The 18,639-nt window shown below is 71.4% G+C and carries 16 protein-coding genes; 7 read left to right on the forward strand and 9 right to left on the reverse strand.

Features of this window, described 5'->3' with window-relative positions:
- Positions 1-74: 74 nt before the first annotated feature.
- The 4 genes from glmM to D9T14_RS08025 all read right to left on the reverse strand — a co-directional run bounded on the left by glmM (position 75) and on the right by D9T14_RS08025 (position 4,746).
- Entirely contained in the window at positions 75-1,427 is a 1,353-nt protein-coding gene (glmM, locus tag D9T14_RS08010) for a phosphoglucosamine mutase (protein WP_119161684.1), read from the reverse strand.
- A 169-nt stretch (positions 1,428-1,596) separates the two neighbouring features.
- Entirely contained in the window at positions 1,597-2,115 is a 519-nt protein-coding gene (gene rpsI, locus D9T14_RS08015) for a 30S ribosomal protein S9 (protein WP_119161685.1), read from the reverse strand.
- Positions 2,116-2,129: 14 nt separating this feature from the next.
- A complete protein-coding gene (gene rplM / locus D9T14_RS08020) occupies positions 2,130-2,573 on the reverse strand; it encodes a 50S ribosomal protein L13 (protein ID WP_119161686.1) in 444 nt (147 codons plus the stop codon).
- Positions 2,574-2,778: 205 nt separating this feature from the next.
- Positions 2,779-4,746 carry a DUF2207 domain-containing protein gene (locus tag D9T14_RS08025; RefSeq protein ID WP_119161687.1) on the reverse strand — a complete coding sequence of 656 codons (1,968 nt, stop codon included), beginning with the start codon at positions 4,744-4,746 and terminating at the stop codon, positions 2,779-2,781.
- Positions 4,747-5,100: 354 nt separating this feature from the next.
- Between D9T14_RS08025 and D9T14_RS08030 the strand changes: the two genes are divergently transcribed.
- From D9T14_RS08030 to D9T14_RS08055, 6 genes are all read left to right on the forward strand, one after another.
- Entirely contained in the window at positions 5,101-6,087 is a 987-nt protein-coding gene (locus tag D9T14_RS08030) for a hypothetical protein (RefSeq protein ID WP_119161688.1), read from the forward strand.
- Positions 6,088-6,202: 115 nt separating this feature from the next.
- Positions 6,203-8,311 carry an elongation factor G-like protein EF-G2 gene (locus D9T14_RS08035; RefSeq protein WP_119161689.1) on the forward strand — a complete coding sequence of 703 codons (2,109 nt, stop codon included), beginning with the start codon at positions 6,203-6,205 and terminating at the stop codon, positions 8,309-8,311.
- 104 nt (positions 8,312-8,415) lie between these two features.
- Entirely contained in the window at positions 8,416-9,210 is a 795-nt protein-coding gene (gene trmB, locus D9T14_RS08040; protein ID WP_232012481.1) for a tRNA (guanosine(46)-N7)-methyltransferase TrmB, read from the forward strand.
- Positions 9,207-10,073 (forward strand): tRNA pseudouridine(38-40) synthase TruA, encoded by an 867-nt coding sequence (truA, locus tag D9T14_RS08045; protein ID WP_119161691.1) that lies wholly within the window; start codon positions 9,207-9,209, stop codon positions 10,071-10,073. Before trmB ends, truA begins: the two co-directional genes overlap by 4 nt.
- 2 nt (positions 10,074-10,075) lie before the next feature.
- Complete coding sequence (locus tag D9T14_RS08050) at positions 10,076-10,684, forward strand: class I SAM-dependent methyltransferase (protein ID WP_119161692.1); 609 nt, start codon at positions 10,076-10,078, stop codon at positions 10,682-10,684.
- 159 nt (positions 10,685-10,843) lie between these two features.
- Complete coding sequence (locus tag D9T14_RS08055; RefSeq protein ID WP_119161693.1) at positions 10,844-11,434, forward strand: hypothetical protein; 591 nt, start codon at positions 10,844-10,846, stop codon at positions 11,432-11,434.
- Here D9T14_RS08055 and D9T14_RS08060 read toward each other — a convergent pair.
- The 5 genes from D9T14_RS08060 to D9T14_RS08080 all read right to left on the reverse strand — a co-directional run bounded on the left by D9T14_RS08060 (position 11,398) and on the right by D9T14_RS08080 (position 17,547).
- Positions 11,398-12,288, reverse strand: coding sequence for an ECF transporter S component (locus D9T14_RS08060; RefSeq protein ID WP_119161694.1), 891 nt, complete (start codon positions 12,286-12,288; stop codon positions 11,398-11,400). The genes D9T14_RS08055 and D9T14_RS08060 overlap by 37 nt on opposite strands.
- A complete protein-coding gene (locus D9T14_RS08065) occupies positions 12,275-13,888 on the reverse strand; it encodes an ABC transporter ATP-binding protein (RefSeq protein ID WP_119161695.1) in 1,614 nt (537 codons plus the stop codon). Before D9T14_RS08065 ends, D9T14_RS08060 begins: the two co-directional genes overlap by 14 nt.
- Entirely contained in the window at positions 13,885-15,138 is a 1,254-nt protein-coding gene (locus D9T14_RS08070; RefSeq protein WP_119161696.1) for an energy-coupling factor transporter transmembrane component T, read from the reverse strand. The genes D9T14_RS08065 and D9T14_RS08070 overlap by 4 nt, the downstream gene beginning before the upstream one ends.
- 73 nt (positions 15,139-15,211) lie before the next feature.
- Positions 15,212-16,801 carry a hypothetical protein gene (locus D9T14_RS08075; protein WP_119161697.1) on the reverse strand — a complete coding sequence of 530 codons (1,590 nt, stop codon included), beginning with the start codon at positions 16,799-16,801 and terminating at the stop codon, positions 15,212-15,214.
- A complete protein-coding gene (locus tag D9T14_RS08080; protein WP_374955787.1) occupies positions 16,771-17,547 on the reverse strand; it encodes an ABC transporter ATP-binding protein in 777 nt (258 codons plus the stop codon). Before D9T14_RS08080 ends, D9T14_RS08075 begins: the two co-directional genes overlap by 31 nt.
- Before the next feature lie 424 nt (positions 17,548-17,971).
- Between D9T14_RS08080 and D9T14_RS08085 the strand changes: the two genes are divergently transcribed.
- Positions 17,972-18,580 carry a superoxide dismutase gene (locus D9T14_RS08085; RefSeq protein ID WP_119161699.1) on the forward strand — a complete coding sequence of 203 codons (609 nt, stop codon included), beginning with the start codon at positions 17,972-17,974 and terminating at the stop codon, positions 18,578-18,580.
- The last annotated feature ends 59 nt before the right edge of the window (positions 18,581-18,639 follow it).

The following is an 18,639-nucleotide window of genomic DNA, read 5'->3' on the forward strand; positions in this document are numbered from 1 at the left end:
TCCGGCAGGGGCGGACCGCTGCCCGCTCGCGCGGGATCGGGCGCCGTGGCCCCCTGCCGGCCGGACGGTCTGGGCTACGTGAGGCCGACGCGTTCGGCGACGACACCGGCCAGCCGGTGGGCGATCTCGTCGGCCTGCTCCTGGGTGGCGGCCTCGACCATGACCCGTACGAGCGGTTCGGTGCCGCTGGGCCGCAGCACGACACGTCCGGTGTCGCCGAGCTCCTTGCTGGTCGTGGCGACCTGGCTGGTGATGACGGGGTCGAGGGCGGCGCGCAGCTTGTCCACGTCCGGGACGTTGACCAGGGCCTGCGGCAGCCGGGTCATGACGCCCGCCAGCTCGGCGAGCGTCGAGCCGCTCTTGGCTACCGCGGCAGCCACGTGCAGGCCGGTCAGCACGCCGTCGCCGGTGGTGGCGAACTCGCTCATGATGACGTGGCCGGACTGCTCGCCGCCGAGGGTGAAGCCGTTGGCCGCCATGTTCTCGAGCACGTAGCGGTCGCCGACCTTGGTCTGGTCGACGTGGATGCCGTGCTCGCGCATGGCGACGATGAGCCCGAGATTGCTCATGACCGTGGCGACCAGGGTGTTGTCGGCGAGCTTGTTCTCGGCCTGCAGTCCCAGGGCCAGGATGGCCATGATCTGGTCGCCGTCGACCCAGTTGCCCTGGGCATCGACGCCCTGGCAGCGGTCGGCGTCGCCGTCGAACGCGAACCCGAGGTCGGCGTGCCGGGCGAGGACCTCGGCCTGCAGGCTCTCGATGTGCGTCGAGCCGCAGCCGTCGTTGATGTTGAGCCCGTCCGGGCTGCAGTGGATGCCGATGACCTCGGCGCCGGCGGCCTCGAAGGCCGGGACCGCGGTGACCGAGGAGGCGCCGTTGGCGCAGTCGAGGACGACGCGCAGGCCCTTCAGGCTCACCTCGCCGAGGGAGGCGACGAGGTGGTCGATGTAGGTGCCCAGGAGTTCGTCGTCGACGCGGATGTGACCGACCGCCGCGCCGGTGGGGCGCTCCCAGTCCTCACCCAGGTGCTCCTGGATGGCGTCCTCGATGGCGTCGTCGAGCTTGACGCCACCGCGGGCGAAGAACTTGATGCCGTTGTCGGGCATCGGGTTGTGGCTGGCCGAGAGCATGACCCCCAGGTCGACCTCCTGCGCGGCTACCAGGTGGGCCAGGCCCGGGGTCGGGATGACGCCGACGTCGATGACGTCCACGCCGGCGCTGGCCAGGCCGGCCATGACGGCCGCCTGCAGGAACTCGCCGGAGATGCGGGTGTCACGGCCGACGATCGCCACCGGTCGGCGGTCGTCGAAGGCACCGGCCTCACCGAGCACGTGGGCTGCGGCGACGGACAGGTCGAGGGCGAGTTCTGCGGTGAGATCACCGTTGGCGACCCCACGGACGCCGTCGGTTCCGAACAATCGAGCCATGGGGGAACTCTACTCACAGCCGCAGCCGCAGTCGGCGCAGCACGCCACGAGTGGGACGGACGCCACGACGACCAGGCGCCCGGCGCCAGGGGAACCCGCCCGGGCTCACACGCCGCAGGCCCGGCCCCATGGTGCGGGGCCGGGCCTGCGGGAGACGTGCCGGATGTGATCAGCGCTTGGAGTACTGCGGGGCCTTGCGGGCCTTCTTGAGACCGGCCTTCTTGCGCTCCTTGACGCGGGCGTCGCGAGTGAGCAGGCCGGCCTTCTTCAGGGCCGGACGGTTGGCCTCGGCGTCGATGGCGTTGAGGGCCCGGGCGATACCAAGGCGCAGGGCACCGGCCTGACCGGTCGTCCCGCCACCATCGATCCGGGCGATGACGTCATAGGCACCGGCTGCGCCGGCGGCGACGAACGGCTCGTTGATGAGCTGCTGGTGCACCTTGTTGGGGAAGTACTCATCGAGGGTGCGGCCGTTGACCTGGAAGGCGCCGGTGCCCGGCACCAGGCGTACGCGCGCCACGGCCTCCTTGCGGCGGCCGGTGCCGGCACCGGGGGCGATGACGGCGGGGCGCTCGGCGACAGACGAGGCGGCGCCTGCGGAGTCGGAGCGGTAGGCGATCTCGCGGTTGCTCTCGTCGGTGAACGGCGTCGTGCCGGTCTCGATGTCCTCGTTCAGGGTCTCAGACACAGTCAACTCCTCACTCACTGCGCGATCTGGGTGATCTGGTAGGGCTGGGGCGCCTGGGCCTTGTGCGGGTGCTCCGGGCCGGCGTAGACCTTCAGCTTCCTCATCTGCTGACGGCTCAGCTTGTTCTTCGGCATCATGCCCCAGACGGCGCGCTCGATGGCCTGGCGGGGATCCTTCTCGAGGAGTTCACCGATCGAGGTGACGCGCAGTCCACCGGGGCGGCCGGAGTGGTTGTAGCGCAGCGAGTCGGTGCGCTTCTTGCCGGTCAGGGCGACCTTGGAGGCGTTGACGACGACGACGAAGTCACCGGTGTCGATGTGCGGTGCGTAGGTTGGCTTGTTCTTGCCGCGCAGCAAGGTGGCAGCGGTCACGGCGAGACGGCCGAGCACGACGTCCTCGGCATCGATGACATGCCAGGCCCTGGTGACGTCGCCAGGCTTCGGGCTGTAGGTAGACACGGTCGCAGACCATCTTCCACTAGTTACTACGGATTCTGAACGCGCCCCGCAGCTCCGGGACCTGGCCTCGGACGGCCTCGAGTGGCTCGTCGGACCGGCGCACCGTCACGGCGGGGACGCAACAGCGACTAAGAATAACCCTCTCCCCCTGCCCCGGTCAAAGCGAACCGGGCGCGTGCCGTGCCCGACGCCGCCGGACCGGGGTTCACCAGGCCCGGCCGCCCCCGCCGCCGATGCCGCCGCCGGAGTGCCCGCCGCCACGGGAGCCCCCCGAGAAGGACGAGCCGCCGCCACCGAAGAAACTGCCGCCGGTCCAGCGCGACCCTCCCCCGTCCCAGTCCCTGCTGTGGGCGCTCGACCAGCTGTCGAGGAGATCGCTGATGCCGGTGACGACGGGGCCGCGCCCGATGGGGCTGCGCGTGGCGAAGAAGGAATTGCTGTCGGCGTAGTAGGGCCGCTGGTAGCGCCGGTAGTGCTCGCTCATCCCCCGGCCGATCTCGACGGCGGGCAGCTCGATGTCGGGCAGGTGCACCTGCGGGACCGAGGCCCGCAGGTCACCGATGACCTTGCGCCAGCTGTCCTCGCACCCGAAGACGATCGCCCAGGGCAGAAGCCGTTCGGTGATCTCGACCTCGCGGGCACCACTCCGGCCGGGCTCGGCCCGCGATGACGCGTCGACGGTGGACAGCACCCCGATGCGGTCGGCCTCGGCCATCGTGATGAACTCGCGCAGGCCCGCGAGCCCGATGAGCGCCTCCTTGCCCCGGTCCGTCATGCGCCCATGGGTCGGCGCGTAGTAGGAGGCGGCGACGAGCCCCAGGCAGGCGAGGACACCGACGAGCAGGAATCTCATGAAGTCGCTCGCGTCGGCAACGCTCGTGAACAGCTTGGCGGCGAAGGCGAGCAGGCCCGCCGCGTAGAGCCCGACCATGCCGCCGAACAACAGGACCGACGGCAGGGAGCTGTCCTGACGCAGCCCCGCGACGGTGAACATCGAGGTACGCGCCTTCGCGGACCTCTCGAGCGCCTCCGGGGCGTGGGCCTTGTCGAGGCTCGCGCCGTACCGGCCGCCGCTGAACGGCGCGAGCACGTCCCTCTCGCGATTCGAGAACTCGTCCGCGGGGCTCAGGACGACGCGCAGCCGCGGGCCGCCGGCGCCGTCGCCGGCCGGCTCGTCCTGCAGGATCCGGGCCCGCCCCTCCAGCACGAGCTGGGTGAGCCAGGCAGCCATGCCGTTCTCCGGGTAGCCGAGGAAATCGGCTGCGACGAGCGGCGAGAGCTTCGCCGGCGGGACGACGCTGACGGGCACTGATTCCCTGCGCAGCAGACGCGGGTGGCGGTGGCTGTGCCGGACGCCCAGGGCGACGGCGAGGGCAAGGGCGGCGAGGGCCAGTGGCGACCAGAGCAGCACGAAGGACGACGAGCCGGGGGCCGTGATGGCCGTCGCAACGGCGCCGGGCCGGAAACCGACCGCGATCGTCACGTTCTGGCCCGCCTCGAAATCCGTCTCGCTCACCCGGAAGCCGTCGGCCGTGCTCACGATGTCGCACTGCTGGGTGGAGCCCGCCTCGCCGCGGTAGCAGGACCTGGCGCCGGTCAGCGATCCGGCGAGCGCCGGGTCGACGTGCACGGTGGCCGTGATGGAGGCGATACTCGCCGCCCAGCCGGTGCCGTTGACGTCGAAGTAGAGCTCCTGGCCGTCCCGTGTCGCCACCATGGCGTTCTCGTAGGCGTAGTGCAGCACGTAGGTCCTGGTGCCATGAACATACCGCGACGAGCTGCCGATCCGGACGCTGACCGTACCGGCCTTCACGTCCGAGGTGTCCTTTCGGCCAGGGCGGCGGGTGGTGCTGCTGACCGGCTCGCCGTTCTCGTCGGTGACCTCCACGTCGGTCAGGCCCAGGTCCGAGCTGCCGTAGGCGGTGGGCAGGGTGCGTTCGATGCCGTGCAGGCCCTGCGCCAGGAAGTTCACCGTGATCGTCTCCACGACATCGAGCCTCAGCTTCCCGCCCTGCTCGCTGGCGGAGTAGTCGCCGTCGAAGGACGTGACGGTGAAACCCGCATCGGACTGTGTGGGGGGCGCGTTCTTGACCGAGACGAAGGCGAAGATGGCCAGCATGACGATGGCCCACAGGAGGGGGTGAATGATCCAGCGGTTCAGCTGTCGCCACATGGCCGGCAGCCTAACCAGGGCCGGCGTCGGCCGCCACGGTGCGCCGCCGTGGCGCCACCTGGTAGCATCACCCGCCGGTGCGCCGCCACTCAGCAGCAGCCCCACCGGCCGCCGACCCGTCCCCGAGGCGGGGCGAGGCGCTGCCTGGGCAGCACCCCGGCCCTCGGGCGCCGGACACCCTGAGGGGTCAGCCCCGGGAGCGTCCTCCTACCTGGGAACGGTCTGAGAAAACTGCAACCAAATGCCCTCAAGTTGACCCGCTTCCTGAAGAGTCTTAGTCTTTTTTCAGAAACAGGTTCAGGGAGCATGGCAACACCCCCTTAGCTCTCCCCCACAAATGTGAGGATTTGTTGAATGAGCGCACGCAGGGCACTGGTTGAGCAGCCGGCCGACACGATCTCGGCGACCCTCACCACCACTGCAGCCACCACGGCCCGCCGGGCGATGCCCGCCACCTCCGCCCGCCGGGCACTCGGGAGCGACGAGTTCATCACTGTACCCACCGCCCGTCGGGCACTGTCCGAGTCCCTCGCAGTCGCCGAGCCGGTGCGCGCCCGCCGCGCCGCCGAGCAGGTCGTGCCTGTCTCACTGACCATTGACGAGCCGGCCGCCGAGCGCGCCTTCATCAAGGCCGCGCCGCGCCGCCGCAAGGGCCGCGACTCTCGTTTCATGGCCGCCGGCCTCGGCCTGGCGGCGGTGATCGGCACCGTCTCCGGCGGCCTGGCCATCACCAACAGCGCCATGGCCTCGGGCACCGCCACCCCGCAGAGCAGCGTCGAGGCCGAAGCCGTCGACACCAACGAGGTCGGTGCCGAGGCCGACACGATCGCGGACGAGAGCGCGGAGCCGGTCGAGGAGACCCCGGCCGTCGTCGAGGTCGAGCCGATCACGGTGCAGGTCTCCACCACGGTCGATCCGTCCAGTGTCACAGCCCCCGGCCAGCTGGCGCCGCTGTCGACCGCCGAGGCCATCGAGAAGGCCAAGTCGATGGTGGGCGACCAGAACTACGACAACATGTGCCTGGCCCTGTCGGCCGCCTTCTACGGCTACAGCAGCGCCGGCGTGAACTCCGCCACCGATGCCGCGGCTGCCATCGAGGCCGCCGGCCAGATGCACAAGGACATGACGAACATCCCGGTCGGCGCCCTCATCTGGTACGACGGCGGCCCGGCCGGAAATCCCTTCGGTCATGTCGCCATGTATGCCGGGGACGGCATGGTCTACTCCAATGGCGCCGCGAACGGCGGTGTCGGCCTCATCTCGATCGACGAGCCGGCCGACGGCTGGGGCGAGCCGATCATCGGCTGGTCCACCGTCTGGCTGCCCAGCGCGACCCGCTGACCACGAGCACCAAGCGGCCCCGGCGAACAGCCGGGGCCGCTCTTTTTCCGCCCGTCCTGCCCACATCGGGTCGACGCTCCTTGCCAGAGAGGCCAAGTCGGGGCAATGTGTGCACATGAGTCCAAAGGCGAACATCGCATCAAAGATCCAAGGACCGGAAGATCTGCGCAACGTGGTCCTCGTCGGCTCGTCCGGCAGCGGCAAGACCACGTTGTTCCAGAACCTCTTGAGAGCCCGTATCCCCGACTACCGCCCCGACAAGGAGGATCCAGAACGCGCCGGCGCCCTCGCACTGGCCAGTGTCGTCAACCACCACGACACGGCCGACGGGGACGTCGTCATCAACCTGCTCGACGCACCAGGCCACCCCGACTTCGCAGGCGAACTGAGAGCCGGCCTGCGCGCCGCGGACGGCGCGATCTTCGTCATCAGCGCCGCCGACGGCATCGACCCGATCACCACCTCGCTGTGGGCCGAGTGCGCCTCGACCGGCATGCCGAGAGCGATCGTCATCACCAAGCTCGACACCGACAAGGCCGATTTCACCACCACGCTCGACGCCATCACCACGGCCTTCGGCTCCGGCACGCACCCGGCCTATCTGCCGTTGGAGGACGCGGACGGCCAGGTCATCGGCAACATGAGCCTGCTGACCGGCCACGTGCACGACTACTCGAGCGGCAACCGCGTCACCACCGACGCCGACGACGAGCAGCGCGAGCTCATCGAGAACTTCCGCACCGACTACGTCGAGTCGATCATCACCGAGTCCGAGGACGACGCCCTGCTCGAGCACTACTTCAACGGCGACGAGCTGAACAACGACCAGGTCGTCGAGGCGCTGCTGTCGGCCATGTACCACGGCAACTTCTTCCCGGTCATCCCCGTGCGCCTGGACGGCATCGGCACCGAGGAGGTGCTCGGCTTCATCCACCGCGGTTTCCCCCGCCCGACCCGCCGCACGCTGCCGCTCATCGCCGACCTCGGCGACGAGCCCATCGACCCGCCGCTCGGGTCCCCGGAGGGTCCGCTGCTCGCCGAGACGATCCGAACGGTCGCCGACCCCTACGCCGGTCACCTGTCGATGGTGCGCGTCTACTCCGGTGTACTGACCCCCGAGACCGTCGTCCACGTGGCCGGTCACCGCGAGGCGCTGACCGGTGTGCGGCACGGGCGCGAGGACCACGACGACACCGAGCGCGTCGGCCTGCTCACCGTCCCGGACGGCACCGGCACGTCACCGACGACCAGGGCCGTGGCGGGCCAGATCGTCTACGTCGCCAAGCTCACCAAGGCCGACACCTCGGACACCCTCTCGGACGCCGAGCACCCGGCCGTCATCGAGCCCTGGGCCCTGCCCGAACCGCTGCTGCCGACAGCCATCGAGGCGGCCGGACGCAACGACGAGGACAAGCTCGCCTCGGCCCTGGGCCGTCTGGCCATCGAGGACCCGACGGTGCGTGTCGAACGTGATCCCGACACCGACCAGATGATCCTGTGGACGATGGGGCAGGCCCACCGCGAGCTCGTGCTGACGAAGCTGCGGGAACGCTACGGGGTCTCGGTCAACACCCCGCCGGTACGGGTCGGTCTGCGCGAGACCTTCATCGCCAAGGCGGAGGGCCACGGCCGCCACGTCAAGCAGTCCGGCGGCCACGGCCAGTACGCGGTCTGCGACATCCGCGTCGAGCCCGGCGAGCGGGGCAGCGGCTTCGTGTTCGTCGACGAGGTCGTCGGCGGCGCCGTCCCCCGCCAGTTCATCGGCTCGGTCGAGAAGGGCATCACGGCCCAGCTGGCCAAGGGCACGATCAGTGGTCATCCGATGGTCGACATCAAGGTCACGCTGCACGACGGCAAGGCCCACTCGGTCGACTCCTCCGACATGGCCTTCCAGTCGGCAGGCGCCCTGGCGCTGCGCGAGGCCGCAGGGCCCGAGACGGTGGCCCTGCTGGAACCGGTCGACGCGGTCGCGGTGCGCTGCCCGAACGAGTACCTGGGAACCGTGATGACCGATCTGAGCAACCGGCGCGGGCAGGTCAACGGCACGGAGCCGGGCGATGACGGGTTCACCACGGTGACCGCCCGCGTCCCCGCGCTGGAACTGCTCGACTACGCCATCGACCTGCGCAGCATCGCCCGCGGTGCGGCCAGTTTCACCCGTTCCAGGGACGGTTTCGAACTCATGCCGGCCCACAAGGCGGCCCCCTATCTCGAGGGGAACTGAGCCGAGCCCGACCTGTTCGGGGCCGATCCTGTCCGGGGTCGGCCCCGAACCGCGTCCGGCCACGGTCGGGCGTCGCCGGCCGGCACCAAGTAGGCTGGGTGATCGTGCCAGCCCATGTTGATCCGCCCGAACCCCGCGAACGCGCCGTCCCGGGCGTCCCCGCCGGGCCAGGAGCCGCGGCGGACCACCCTGGCCGCGGTGTCGTCTCGTTCGTACGCCGCAGCCCGCGCATGAACCTCTCCCAGCACCGGGCCATGGACGACCTGGCGCCCCGTTATCTCATCGACGTGCCGCGCGGCGACATGTCGACCTCGGTCGCCCCCGGCACGCGAATCGACCTGGCCGAGCGTTTCGGGCGCCGGGCCCCGCTGGCCGTCGAGATCGGTTCGGGGGTCGGCGATTCGCTGGTCGCCATGGCCGGCGCCCGCCCGGGCATGAACGTGCTGGCCTTCGAGGTCTACGCGCCGGCCATCGCCTCGACGATGGGCAAGCTCGACCGCGCCGGGGTGCGCAATGTGCGCATCGTCGCAGCCGACGGCACCGAGGGGCTGCGCGAGCTGGTCGGCACCGCGGGGCTGGCCGAGCTGTGGACCCTCTTCCCCGACCCCTGGCCGAAGAAGCGGCACCGCAAACGCCGCCTGGTCAACCCGGCCTTCGCCGAACTCGTCGCCGACCGCCTCGTCGACGGCGGCCTGTGGCGCCTCGCCACCGACTGGGCCGACTACGCCGAGCAGATGTGCGAGGTGCTCGGGGCCAGCGCCCTGTTCACCAACCAGTACCCGGACCGGCCCGGCGGGTGGGCGCCGCGCGGCGACCGTCCGCTCACCCGGTTCGAGCGGCGGGGACTGAACGCCGACCGCACGATCCGCGACCTCGTCTGGGCCAGGGTGCCCCGATGACGTCCGGGACGGACCGGCCCGGCACGCACCGGCTGCGCCTGGACATCGGCTACGACGGCACGGCCTTCCACGGCTGGGCGGTCCAGCCGGGCCTGCGCACCGTCGAGGGTGAACTGGCGAGCTGGATCGGTCGCATCGCCGGACTGGGGGCCGCCGCCGATCTGACGGTGGCGGGCCGCACCGACGCGGGCGTGCACGCCCGCGGCCAGGTCGCCCACGTGGACGCGCCGGCCGGCCTGGACCCCGCCGTGCTGGAGCACCGGCTGCGCAGGGTCCTGCCGCCCGACCTCGTCGTGCACCGCGTCAGCCGGGCGCCGGACGGCTTCGACGCCCGCTTCGCCGCCACGTGGCGCCGCTACGTCTACCGCCTGTGGGACGAGCGGTCCCGCCCCGATCCCCTGCTGCGCGGCCACGTCACCGCCGTCCGCGGAACCATCGACACCGCCCTGCTGAGCGAGGCCGGTTCTCATCTGCTGGGTCTGCGCGACTTCGCCGCCTTCTGCAGGCGCCGGGAGGGCGCCACGACGATCCGTACCCTGCTCGACTGCACCGCGGCCAGGGCCGGTGATCCGTGCGGGACGGTCGAACTGCTGGTGCGCGCCGATGCCTTCTGCCACTCCATGGTGCGTTCCCTGACCGGCGCCCTCGTCGCCATCGGCACCGGCCGCAGGCCCCTGGAGTGGATCGACGAACTGGCCGCCAGCACCAGCCGGTGCGGCGAGGTCCACGTCATGCATCCCGGCGGCCTGTGCCTGGAGGAGGTCGGCTACCCGGACGACGGTGCGCTCGCCGCGCGCGTCGAGCAGGCGCGCGCCGTCCGCACCCTGCCCCGGGCCGACTGCGGCTGCATCACGGAGGGATGAGGATGAGCCACTACTTCGTCACGCCCGCGGGGCAGGGACGACCACGGACCGTCCGCGCCCGCGTCTGGGGCCACGACCTGACCCTGGCCAGCGCGGACGGTGTCTTCAGCGCGGGCCGGCTGGACCTGGGCACGGCCGTGCTGCTGCGCGAACTCGACCCGCCCCGGAACCGCCCGGCCCGATTCCTCGACCTGGGCTGTGGTTTCGGGCCCATCGCGATGGGGCTCGCGCTGGAGTGCCCGGACGCGCACGTCGACGCCATCGACGTGAACGAGCGCGCCGTCGCCCTCACCGCGGCCAATGCGAGGGCCCTCGGCGTCGCCGACCGCGTCACCGCGTACGCTCCCGAGGACATCGACCCCCAGGTCCGTTACGACGAGATCTGGTCCAATCCCCCGATCCGCATCGGCAAGGCCGCCCTGCACGAGCTGCTGAACACCTGGCTCGGGCGGCTGACCCCCGATGGCGTCGCGCACCTGGTGGTCGGCAAGAACCTCGGGGCCGACTCGCTGGCCGCCTGGCTGGCGCAGCAGGGCTGGCAGGTCGTGCGGGTGGGCTCCGCCAAGGGTTTCCGGGTCCTCGACGTGACCCGCGGCACCGGCCGGTCCTGACCGGGTTCCTGCCGGCCCGCGTCGGGGCCGGACCGTACAATCGGGACTGACGTCGCCGCTGGTCGTCGCGCCTGGGCCGGGGGCCACGCCGATTCTTCACACCAGCTGTCCGGGGGGCGCCGATGACGGCCGCCGGGCGTCTCGGGAAAGGACCCACACATGTCCATGGGCAGGAAGACAGCAGTCGCCGCGCTGAGCCTCGCCGCCGCGGTCTCGTTCGCCGGCTGCTCCGGCTCCTCGTCGTCCGGCGAGAGCTCTGCGGCGTCGGCCCCGGCCAGCGCCTACTCGAGTGTCGAGGAATGCACCGGGGCGGGCCAGGTCTGGCTGGTCGTCTCGACCGACGAGGGCGAGGTGCTGGCCAATCAGTGCGTCGGCGAGCCCGAGAACGGCGCCGCCGCGCTCGAGGCTGCCGGCCTGGCGATCGCCCGCGACAGCGGCAGCCAGTTCATCTGCCAGATCGACGGCTACCCGGCCGAGTGCTCGATCAGCTCCGATGCGTACTGGAACTACTACCACGCCGAGCCCGCGGGCACCTGGTTCTACTCCCAGGAGTCCGCCGACACCTATGCACCCGAGGGCGGCTGGATCGAGGGCTGGTGCTACGGAACCACCTGCACGCCTGAGGGCATCGAGGGCGACGCCGCCCCGCAGATCGACACGTCCGTGCCGGCGACGGGCGACGCGGACGAGACGCCTGCCGCGGAGGATGCGGATCAGTCCCCCTCCTCGGCGCAGTCCTCCGCCTCCTGAGCGACACCGTGTGCCCTGAGTGAGGCGCCCGCATCCGCGGGGGCCCCGCTCGGGGCCGGTCCGCCGGCCTCCTCGAAGAAGACCCGGCGGTCCGCCCGGCGCAGCACCCTCAGCACGCCCGGGCCGACCAGGACGATCGCGACCGTGGTGGTGATGGCGCGTCCGACGTTCCACCCCATGCCGGTGGCCAGCTCGAACAGGGCGAAGGTGTGCAGGTTGTGACCGAGGCCGGCCCCGGCGTCCCAGCCCAGCCCGCTCGTGCCGGCGTGATAGGGCCAGAAGGCGAAGTCCATGAGGATCCCGTAGCCCATGGCGCCGACGATGCCCCAGCCGCACAGCATGGCGATCTCGCCCGCCCCGCGCACCCGGCGGGGCAGGAGGCCGGCGAAGAGCCCCACGTAGCCGCAGCACAGCGCCTGGTACGGCAGCCACGGCCCGACGCCGCCGATGAGCAGGGACGAGACGAGCATGACCAGGGCGCCCATGATGAAACCGAAGCCGGCCCCGAAGACGCGGGCTCCCAGGATGATGAGGAAGAAGACGAGGTCGATCCCCGCGGTGCCGGCACTGAGCGGACGCAGGACCGCGTCGATGGCGGTGAGCACCCCCAGCATGGCCAGCGCCTTCACGTCGATCGCGCCGCTCGACAGCTCGACGAGCACCAGGGCCAGGATCACCGGGAGCACCAGGGCGAAGACGAACGGCGCCCGGCCCGAGTAGGCGGCGACGTCACCGGAGGGCGCGACGAGCGGCCAGCAGAAGACGGCCAGTCCAATGAGCGCGGCCACGGCGAGGGCGACGCCCGAGCGCCAGTTCACCGCGACGGCACCGCGGCGGCGGTCACTGCGACTCATCACCGCGACCCCCTGCCGCCCTCCAGTCGATGTCATCGAGGGTGAGGACCGGACGTGGCGCGAAGACCCGGGCCAGTTGCGGGGCGAAGCTCGGTGAGGCGGCGCAGACCTCCCGGCTCGGGCCGTCGGCGACGATCTGGGCGTCGGCCATCATGATCGTCCGGTCGCTGACGGCGGCCGCGAACTCGACGTCGTGGGTGCTGACGAGCACCGTGGCCCCGTGGGCCGCCAGGGCGCGCAGCACGGCGCGCAGCCGGTGCTTGGCCTCGTAGTCGAGACCGCGGGTGGGTTCGTCGAGCAGGAGCACCTCGGCGCCGGCGGACAACTGGATGGCCAGGACGAGGCCGAGCCGCTGCCCCTCGGACAGGTCACGCGGGTCGGTCCGCTCCGGCAGGTCCATGCCCAGTCGTTCGAGCAGCGCCCGGGTGGCGCCGGGGGCCGCGCCGGCGTCCTTGTCGGCCTGGGCGCACTCGGCGGCGACGGTGGGCAGGTAGAGCAGGTCGGCGGCGGTCTGCGGCACGAGCGTGACGAGTCGGCGGGCGGCCCGGGCGCCGAGCCGGCGCGGGTCGGCGCCGGCCACGGTGAGTTCACCGGTGCTGCGCCGGCCGCCCTGCAGCGCCCACAGCAGCGTCGACTTGCCGGCCCCGTTGCGGCCCATGAGGGCGGTGACCTGGCCGGCGGCGAGCTCGAGATCGACGCCGTCGATCGCGACGATGGGCCCGTAGGCGACACTCAGTCCTCTCGCGCGCACGGTGGTCCGCCCCACCGGCACCGGATCGTGCTCGATGACGCATGGTTCCACGTGCTCGCGCCCGACCCACCGCCGGGCATCCCGCACCGACAGCGGTACCCGGGCCCAGCCGATGGCTCGGGCGAGCTGGGCGAGTGGCGGGACGACGTCCGCATGGGCGAGCACATCGGCCGGCGGGCCGAGCTCGGCGCGGCCGTCGCCGGGCAGCCACAGCACCTGGTCGACCTGCTTCATGACGCGTTCGAGCCGGTGCTCGGCCAGTACGACGGTCAGTCCGGCGTCCCAGACGAGAGCGCCGATGGCGGCCAGCACGTCGCTGGCGGCGGTCGGGTCGAGTGCCGACGTGGGCTCGTCCAGGACGAGCACCTGCGGCTGAGCGGCTAGTACCGCGGCGATGGCTACGCGCTGCTGCTGACCGCCCGAGAGGCTGCGCAGGCTGCGGCGGCGCAGGTCGGCGATGCCCATCGTGTCGAGGGTCTCCTCGACGCGCTTGCGCATCGCGTCGGGTGCGATGCCCAGCTGCTCCATGCCGTAGGCGATCTCCTCCTCGACGACGTCGGTGACGAATCCGGCGAGCGGGTCCTGGCCGACGAAACCGACGAGGTCCGCCATGTCACGGGCCGCGTGACCGGTGGTGGAGCGTCCGGCGACGGTGACGGCGCCCCTCATCCGCCCGCCGGTGAAGCGCGGCACGAGACCGTTGACGGCGCCCAGCAGGGTCGACTTGCCGGTCCCGGTCCGGCCGGCGACGAGCACCAGGTCGCCCTCGTCGATGCTCAGGCTCACGTCCGACAGCACGGGGGCCGGGCGGCCCGGGTAGCTCACCGACAATCTGGTCAGGTCGATCATGACACCTCACCTCGGGGACGGAGCCGTTCGGCGTCGGGGCCACCCGGCTCGCCGCTCTGACCCTGGTCCGACCGCGAGCGCTCGGCGGCCCAGGCGAGCCAGTCCGAGACGCGGGGCGGGGGCGGGGTCAGGACGGCAGGTGCGGCCAGGGCGGCCGCTATGGGCACGAAGAGCAGGTGAAGGGCCGGCAGGACCAGCGGCGGCATCGAGACGCTCAGCGCCGCAGGCGCCAGCCGCCCGACCCCGACCGTCGCCGCGACGGCCACGACGCCGCTGGCCAGGACCACCCACTCGGGCCGTGACCAGTCATCGGGGCGGTAGTGGGTGACCTGGAGACGCCGGCCGGCCAGGCGCAGGGCCGCGCCGAAGGCCAGCGCTCCGGCGGCGAGCAGCCCGATCCACACCGGGCTCGGCCAGCTGCTGCCCAGCATGAGGAACGCCCCCAGGCCCAGGCAGACCGCCCCGAGCAGTCCGAGCAGGGTCCCCCACGAGGAGCCGCGACCCGGCCGTGTCCGGCCGAAACCCCGCGACTCCATGCTCCGGGCCAGTCCCATGGCGCGTTCGACCGAGTCCTCGAGAACCGGGATGACCAGACGGGCCAGACCGCCGGAGCCGGTGACGGCCCCGGCACGAAGGCGCTGGGCCCGGCGCACCCTGGCCAGCGACTCGACCATCTGCGGGGCGACGGTGAGTGCGATGACGACGGCCACCGAGACCTCGTAGAGGGCGGCCGGTACGCTGCGCAGCGCCCTGCGCGGGTTGGCGAGGGTGTTCGCGGCCCCGACACACAGCAGCATCGCCCCCAGGCGCATCGCGTCGAAGCAGGCCATGAGCCAGGGCTCGAGATAGACCCGCCCGCCGACACGTATCCCCGCCGCCCAGGCGGGCAGCGACAGCTGGGGCAGGTCCCACAGCAGCGTGCCGGACCGGGTGGCGCTGAAGAAGGTGGCGAAGAAGATGCGCATGACGAGCACGAAGCCGGCCATCGACAGGTAGACGCCCAGTGAGTGGGCCCATGGTTCGTCGCTGCGGCGGCGCAGCACCGTGGCGAGCACGGCGGCACACACGAGCCCGATGAGCCAGGGATTGGTCGTGAGGCTGACGGTCGCCGCCGCGCAGAGGGCCCAGGCCCACCAGGCCCAGGGATGCACGGTCCGACCCGCGAGCCGGACACCGCCTGGTGGCAGCCGGCCGGGACCGGCCCCGCTCCTGGTCCTGCTCGACACCACTCCCCCATCCGCGCCTGCCATGCGCGGGCATGATCGCGCACCGGCATGCAGGGTCGAGGTTACAACCTCCCGGCGGTCCCGGCCCCCACTCGGTTCAGGTGAGACGCTCCTTGACCTTGCCGAGGACCTCCGGCCAGCGTCTGTCCAGACGACGGCCGGCCAGCACGACACCGCCCCAGCAGGCGAGAACCCCGACGAGCAGCCCGACCGCCAGCCCGGCCCAGCCCAGCACCGGCCGTCCCGTGACGGTGGCCAGGATGAACAGGAGGACCGAGGGCGCCCCGCCGAGGACCGGCATGATCATCGTCAGCATCGACCCGACGAAGGTCTCCGAGGTACTGCCCGGGTTGCGGCTGAAGACGCTCGCCGTGGGCGGCGGCATGGGCTGCTGCCACATCGCGTCCACCCAGGTGCCGGTGCCCAGCGAGACGAGCCACGTCCCGACGGCCATGCCGACCAGGCCCGGCACGTCGTAGCCGGGCGCCAGGACCAGCGCGAGGACGAGGCCGGCGAGCAGGACCGGTCCGCTCATGAGCGCGACGACGGCGACGCGGGCCGCTCGATCCTGGACGGCGGAGACCTGCGACAGCGCGATGATCCACAAGGCCGAGCCGTCGTAACTCAGTCCCCAGGCCGAGACCGCCGAGGTCACCACCGCGCACATGTACGGCACCAGCGCGATCATCTCCCGCTGGTCGCCCAGCACGGCCGGGAAAACCATCACGAGGGGCACGAGGACGATGCTGATGAGCTGCACGAACCGCCGCTGGTCCCGGCGCCAGTAGCGCAGCTCACGGCCCATGAGCGCGCCCATGAGCCCAGAGGGCAGCAGCTCGTCGAGCCGTGAGCCCTTGACCCGCGCGGCCTCGTCGCGGATGACCGGGTTCACCAGGGCCCGGTCGATGAGACGCACCCAGCAGCTCGCGAGCACCACGATGAGTACGAGCGAGGCGACGACGTGCACCAGCAGGACCGGCCAGGCGCCCTGCTGGGCGTCCCAGGACAGCGACCAGCACCACCCGAAGGGCGTCCAGCGGGCGATCCTGGCGGCCGCGGTGACCATGACGAGCAGTTCCGGCCCCAGCAGGACGCCCGCCCGGTCGTAGGAGAGGAACTGTGAGCCGACACCGGCGCCGATGACGCCGAGCAGCAGCACGACCCCCAGCCGCTCGCGCACGCGCCGTCTGCCGAGAAGGGGGCCGAGCGCTGCCAGCAGCACGCGCACGAGCAGGACACTGGTGAGGATGCCCAGCACCAGCTGTGCCGCGGCGAACAGGGCCGGCAGCGGCTCGGAGCGCCATGCGGTGACCACGAGGAGTGCGATGATGCCGACGACGAGCGCGCCCGGGCTGAGCACGGCCGCGGCGAACAGGGCCGGGGCGAGTTCACGGCCGCTGCGGGGCATGAGGGCGAAACGGGCCGGGTCGAGCAGATTCGAGTCGCCGCCGCTGACGACGGCCATCAGGGGCCAGCCGAGGGTGACGGCGGCCATGGCCACCGTCAGGACCGGGCCGCGGACGGAGGCGGCCTCGTCGATGCCGAGCGCGACGATGCCGGCGCCGAGCAGGGCGAGCATGCCGAGGCCGTAGAGCAGCACGATGGCCGAGGCGACGATGCGTCCGGTGGTGGCGGTGACGCCGCGCCAGACCAGCTTCAGTTGGAGCCGGGCGAGGTATCCAGCCACGACAACTCACCCCCACTCGTCTGGTGGACGCCGACGAGCTGCAGGAAACGCTGCTGGAGCGGCATGCCGGCGCGGACCTCATCGGTCGGGCCGGCGGCGAGGATGCGGCCGGCGGCCATGACGGCCACGGCATCGCACAGCGTCTCGACGAGCTCCATGACGTGGCTCGACATGACGACGGTGCCGCCACCGGCGGTGTAGCGGTGCAGGATCTGGCGAATCGTCTCGCCCGAGACCGGGTCGACGGACTCGAAGGGCTCGTCGAGCACGAGAAGACGGGGATTGTGGATGAGGGCGCAGGCCAGACCGATCTTCTTGGTCATACCCGCCGAGTAGTCGCAGACCATCTTGTCGCCGTCGCCTGCCAGCCCCAGCGTGACGAGCAGCTGCTCGGCCCGCTGGCCGGCGGTGGCGCGGTCGAGCCGGTTCATGCGGGCCACGAACTCGAGCAGCTCTCGGCCGCTGAGCCGGTCGAAGGTGCGCAGCCCGTCGGGCAGGACGCCCATGAGTGCCTTGGCGGCCGCCGGGTCGGCCCAGACGTCGTGCCCGGCGACGAGCACCTGCCCCTGGTCGGGTCTCAGCAGGCCGGTCGCCATCGACAGGGCGGTCGTCTTGCCGGCACCGTTGGGGCCGACCAGTCCGAACAGGGAGCCGGCCGGAACGTCCAAGTCGATGCCGGCGACGGCGCACTTTGCTCCGAAGAACTTCACCAGCCCGCGGATCGACAGGGCGGCCCGCGGGTTCACCGCAGCGGGTGCGGGTGCCCAGCCCGGAGCAGGCCGGGGCCAGCCGGCAGGGGCCGCCTGCGGCGGGATCAGCGGGGCTGATGCGCCCGCCTGCTGCGACTGCTGGGTGGCCCCGGGGGCGGGCCGGCCCGTCGAGCCGGAGCCCTGCGGGACCGGATGGCCCTGCGGCGTCGGTGATGTGCTCATGACTCCATCATGGCGGCCCTTCAAGTGGGTACGGATCCCTCCCCGGAGGGAAAGTACGCATCCCTCCCCAGAGGGAATAGGGTGTTCATCCAATCCGCCGCCGGATCGGCCGGATGAACGATCCGTGGTCCGGCTGCCGCAGCGCGGCCCGGGAATAGACGGGCACCGCCCCGATGTTGTCGCAGATGACAGCGACGAGCCCTTCGCGCAGCAGGCGCCGAGGGCGGAATGAGGAGACATGGCCATCTACACGCTTCCGGAACTGCCCTACGACTACTCCGCTCTGGAGCCCTACATCAGTGGCGAGATCATGGAACTCCACCACGACAAGCACCACCAGGCCTATGTCGACGGGGCCAACACGGCCCTCGACAAGCTGGCGGAGGCCCGCGGGTCCGGCGACTTCGGCACCATCAACAAGCTCGAGAAGGACCTGGCCTTCAACCTCGGCGGTCACGTCAACCACTCCGTCTTCTGGCAGAACATGGCTCCCAAGGGTTCCGGCCCCGAGTCGCCCGAGGGCGAGCTCGCCGAGGCCATCACCGAGTTCTTCGGCTCCTTCGACGCGATGAAGGCCCAGTTCAACGCCGCCGCCACCGGCATCCAGGGCTCGGGCTGGGCCTCGCTGGTCTGGGATCCGCTGGGCCGCCGCATCCAGACCCTGCAGTTCTTCGACCACCAGAACAACCTGCCGGCCGGCGCCGTCCCGATCCTCCAGCTCGACATGTGGGAGCACGCCTTCTACCTGCAGTACAAGAACGTCAAGGGCGACTACGTCAAGAACTGGTGGAACGTCGTCAACTGGAATGACGTCGCCGAACGCTTCCTGGCCGCCAAGAACGCCTGAATCGAGTCGATGAGAGCGATCTCTCAGGAAACTTAGGGCAACAGTTTTCCCGATCGAGG

The organism is Propionibacterium australiense, from assembly GCF_003666605.1.
Classification (GTDB): Bacteria; Actinomycetota; Actinomycetes; order Propionibacteriales; family Propionibacteriaceae; genus Propionibacterium; species Propionibacterium australiense.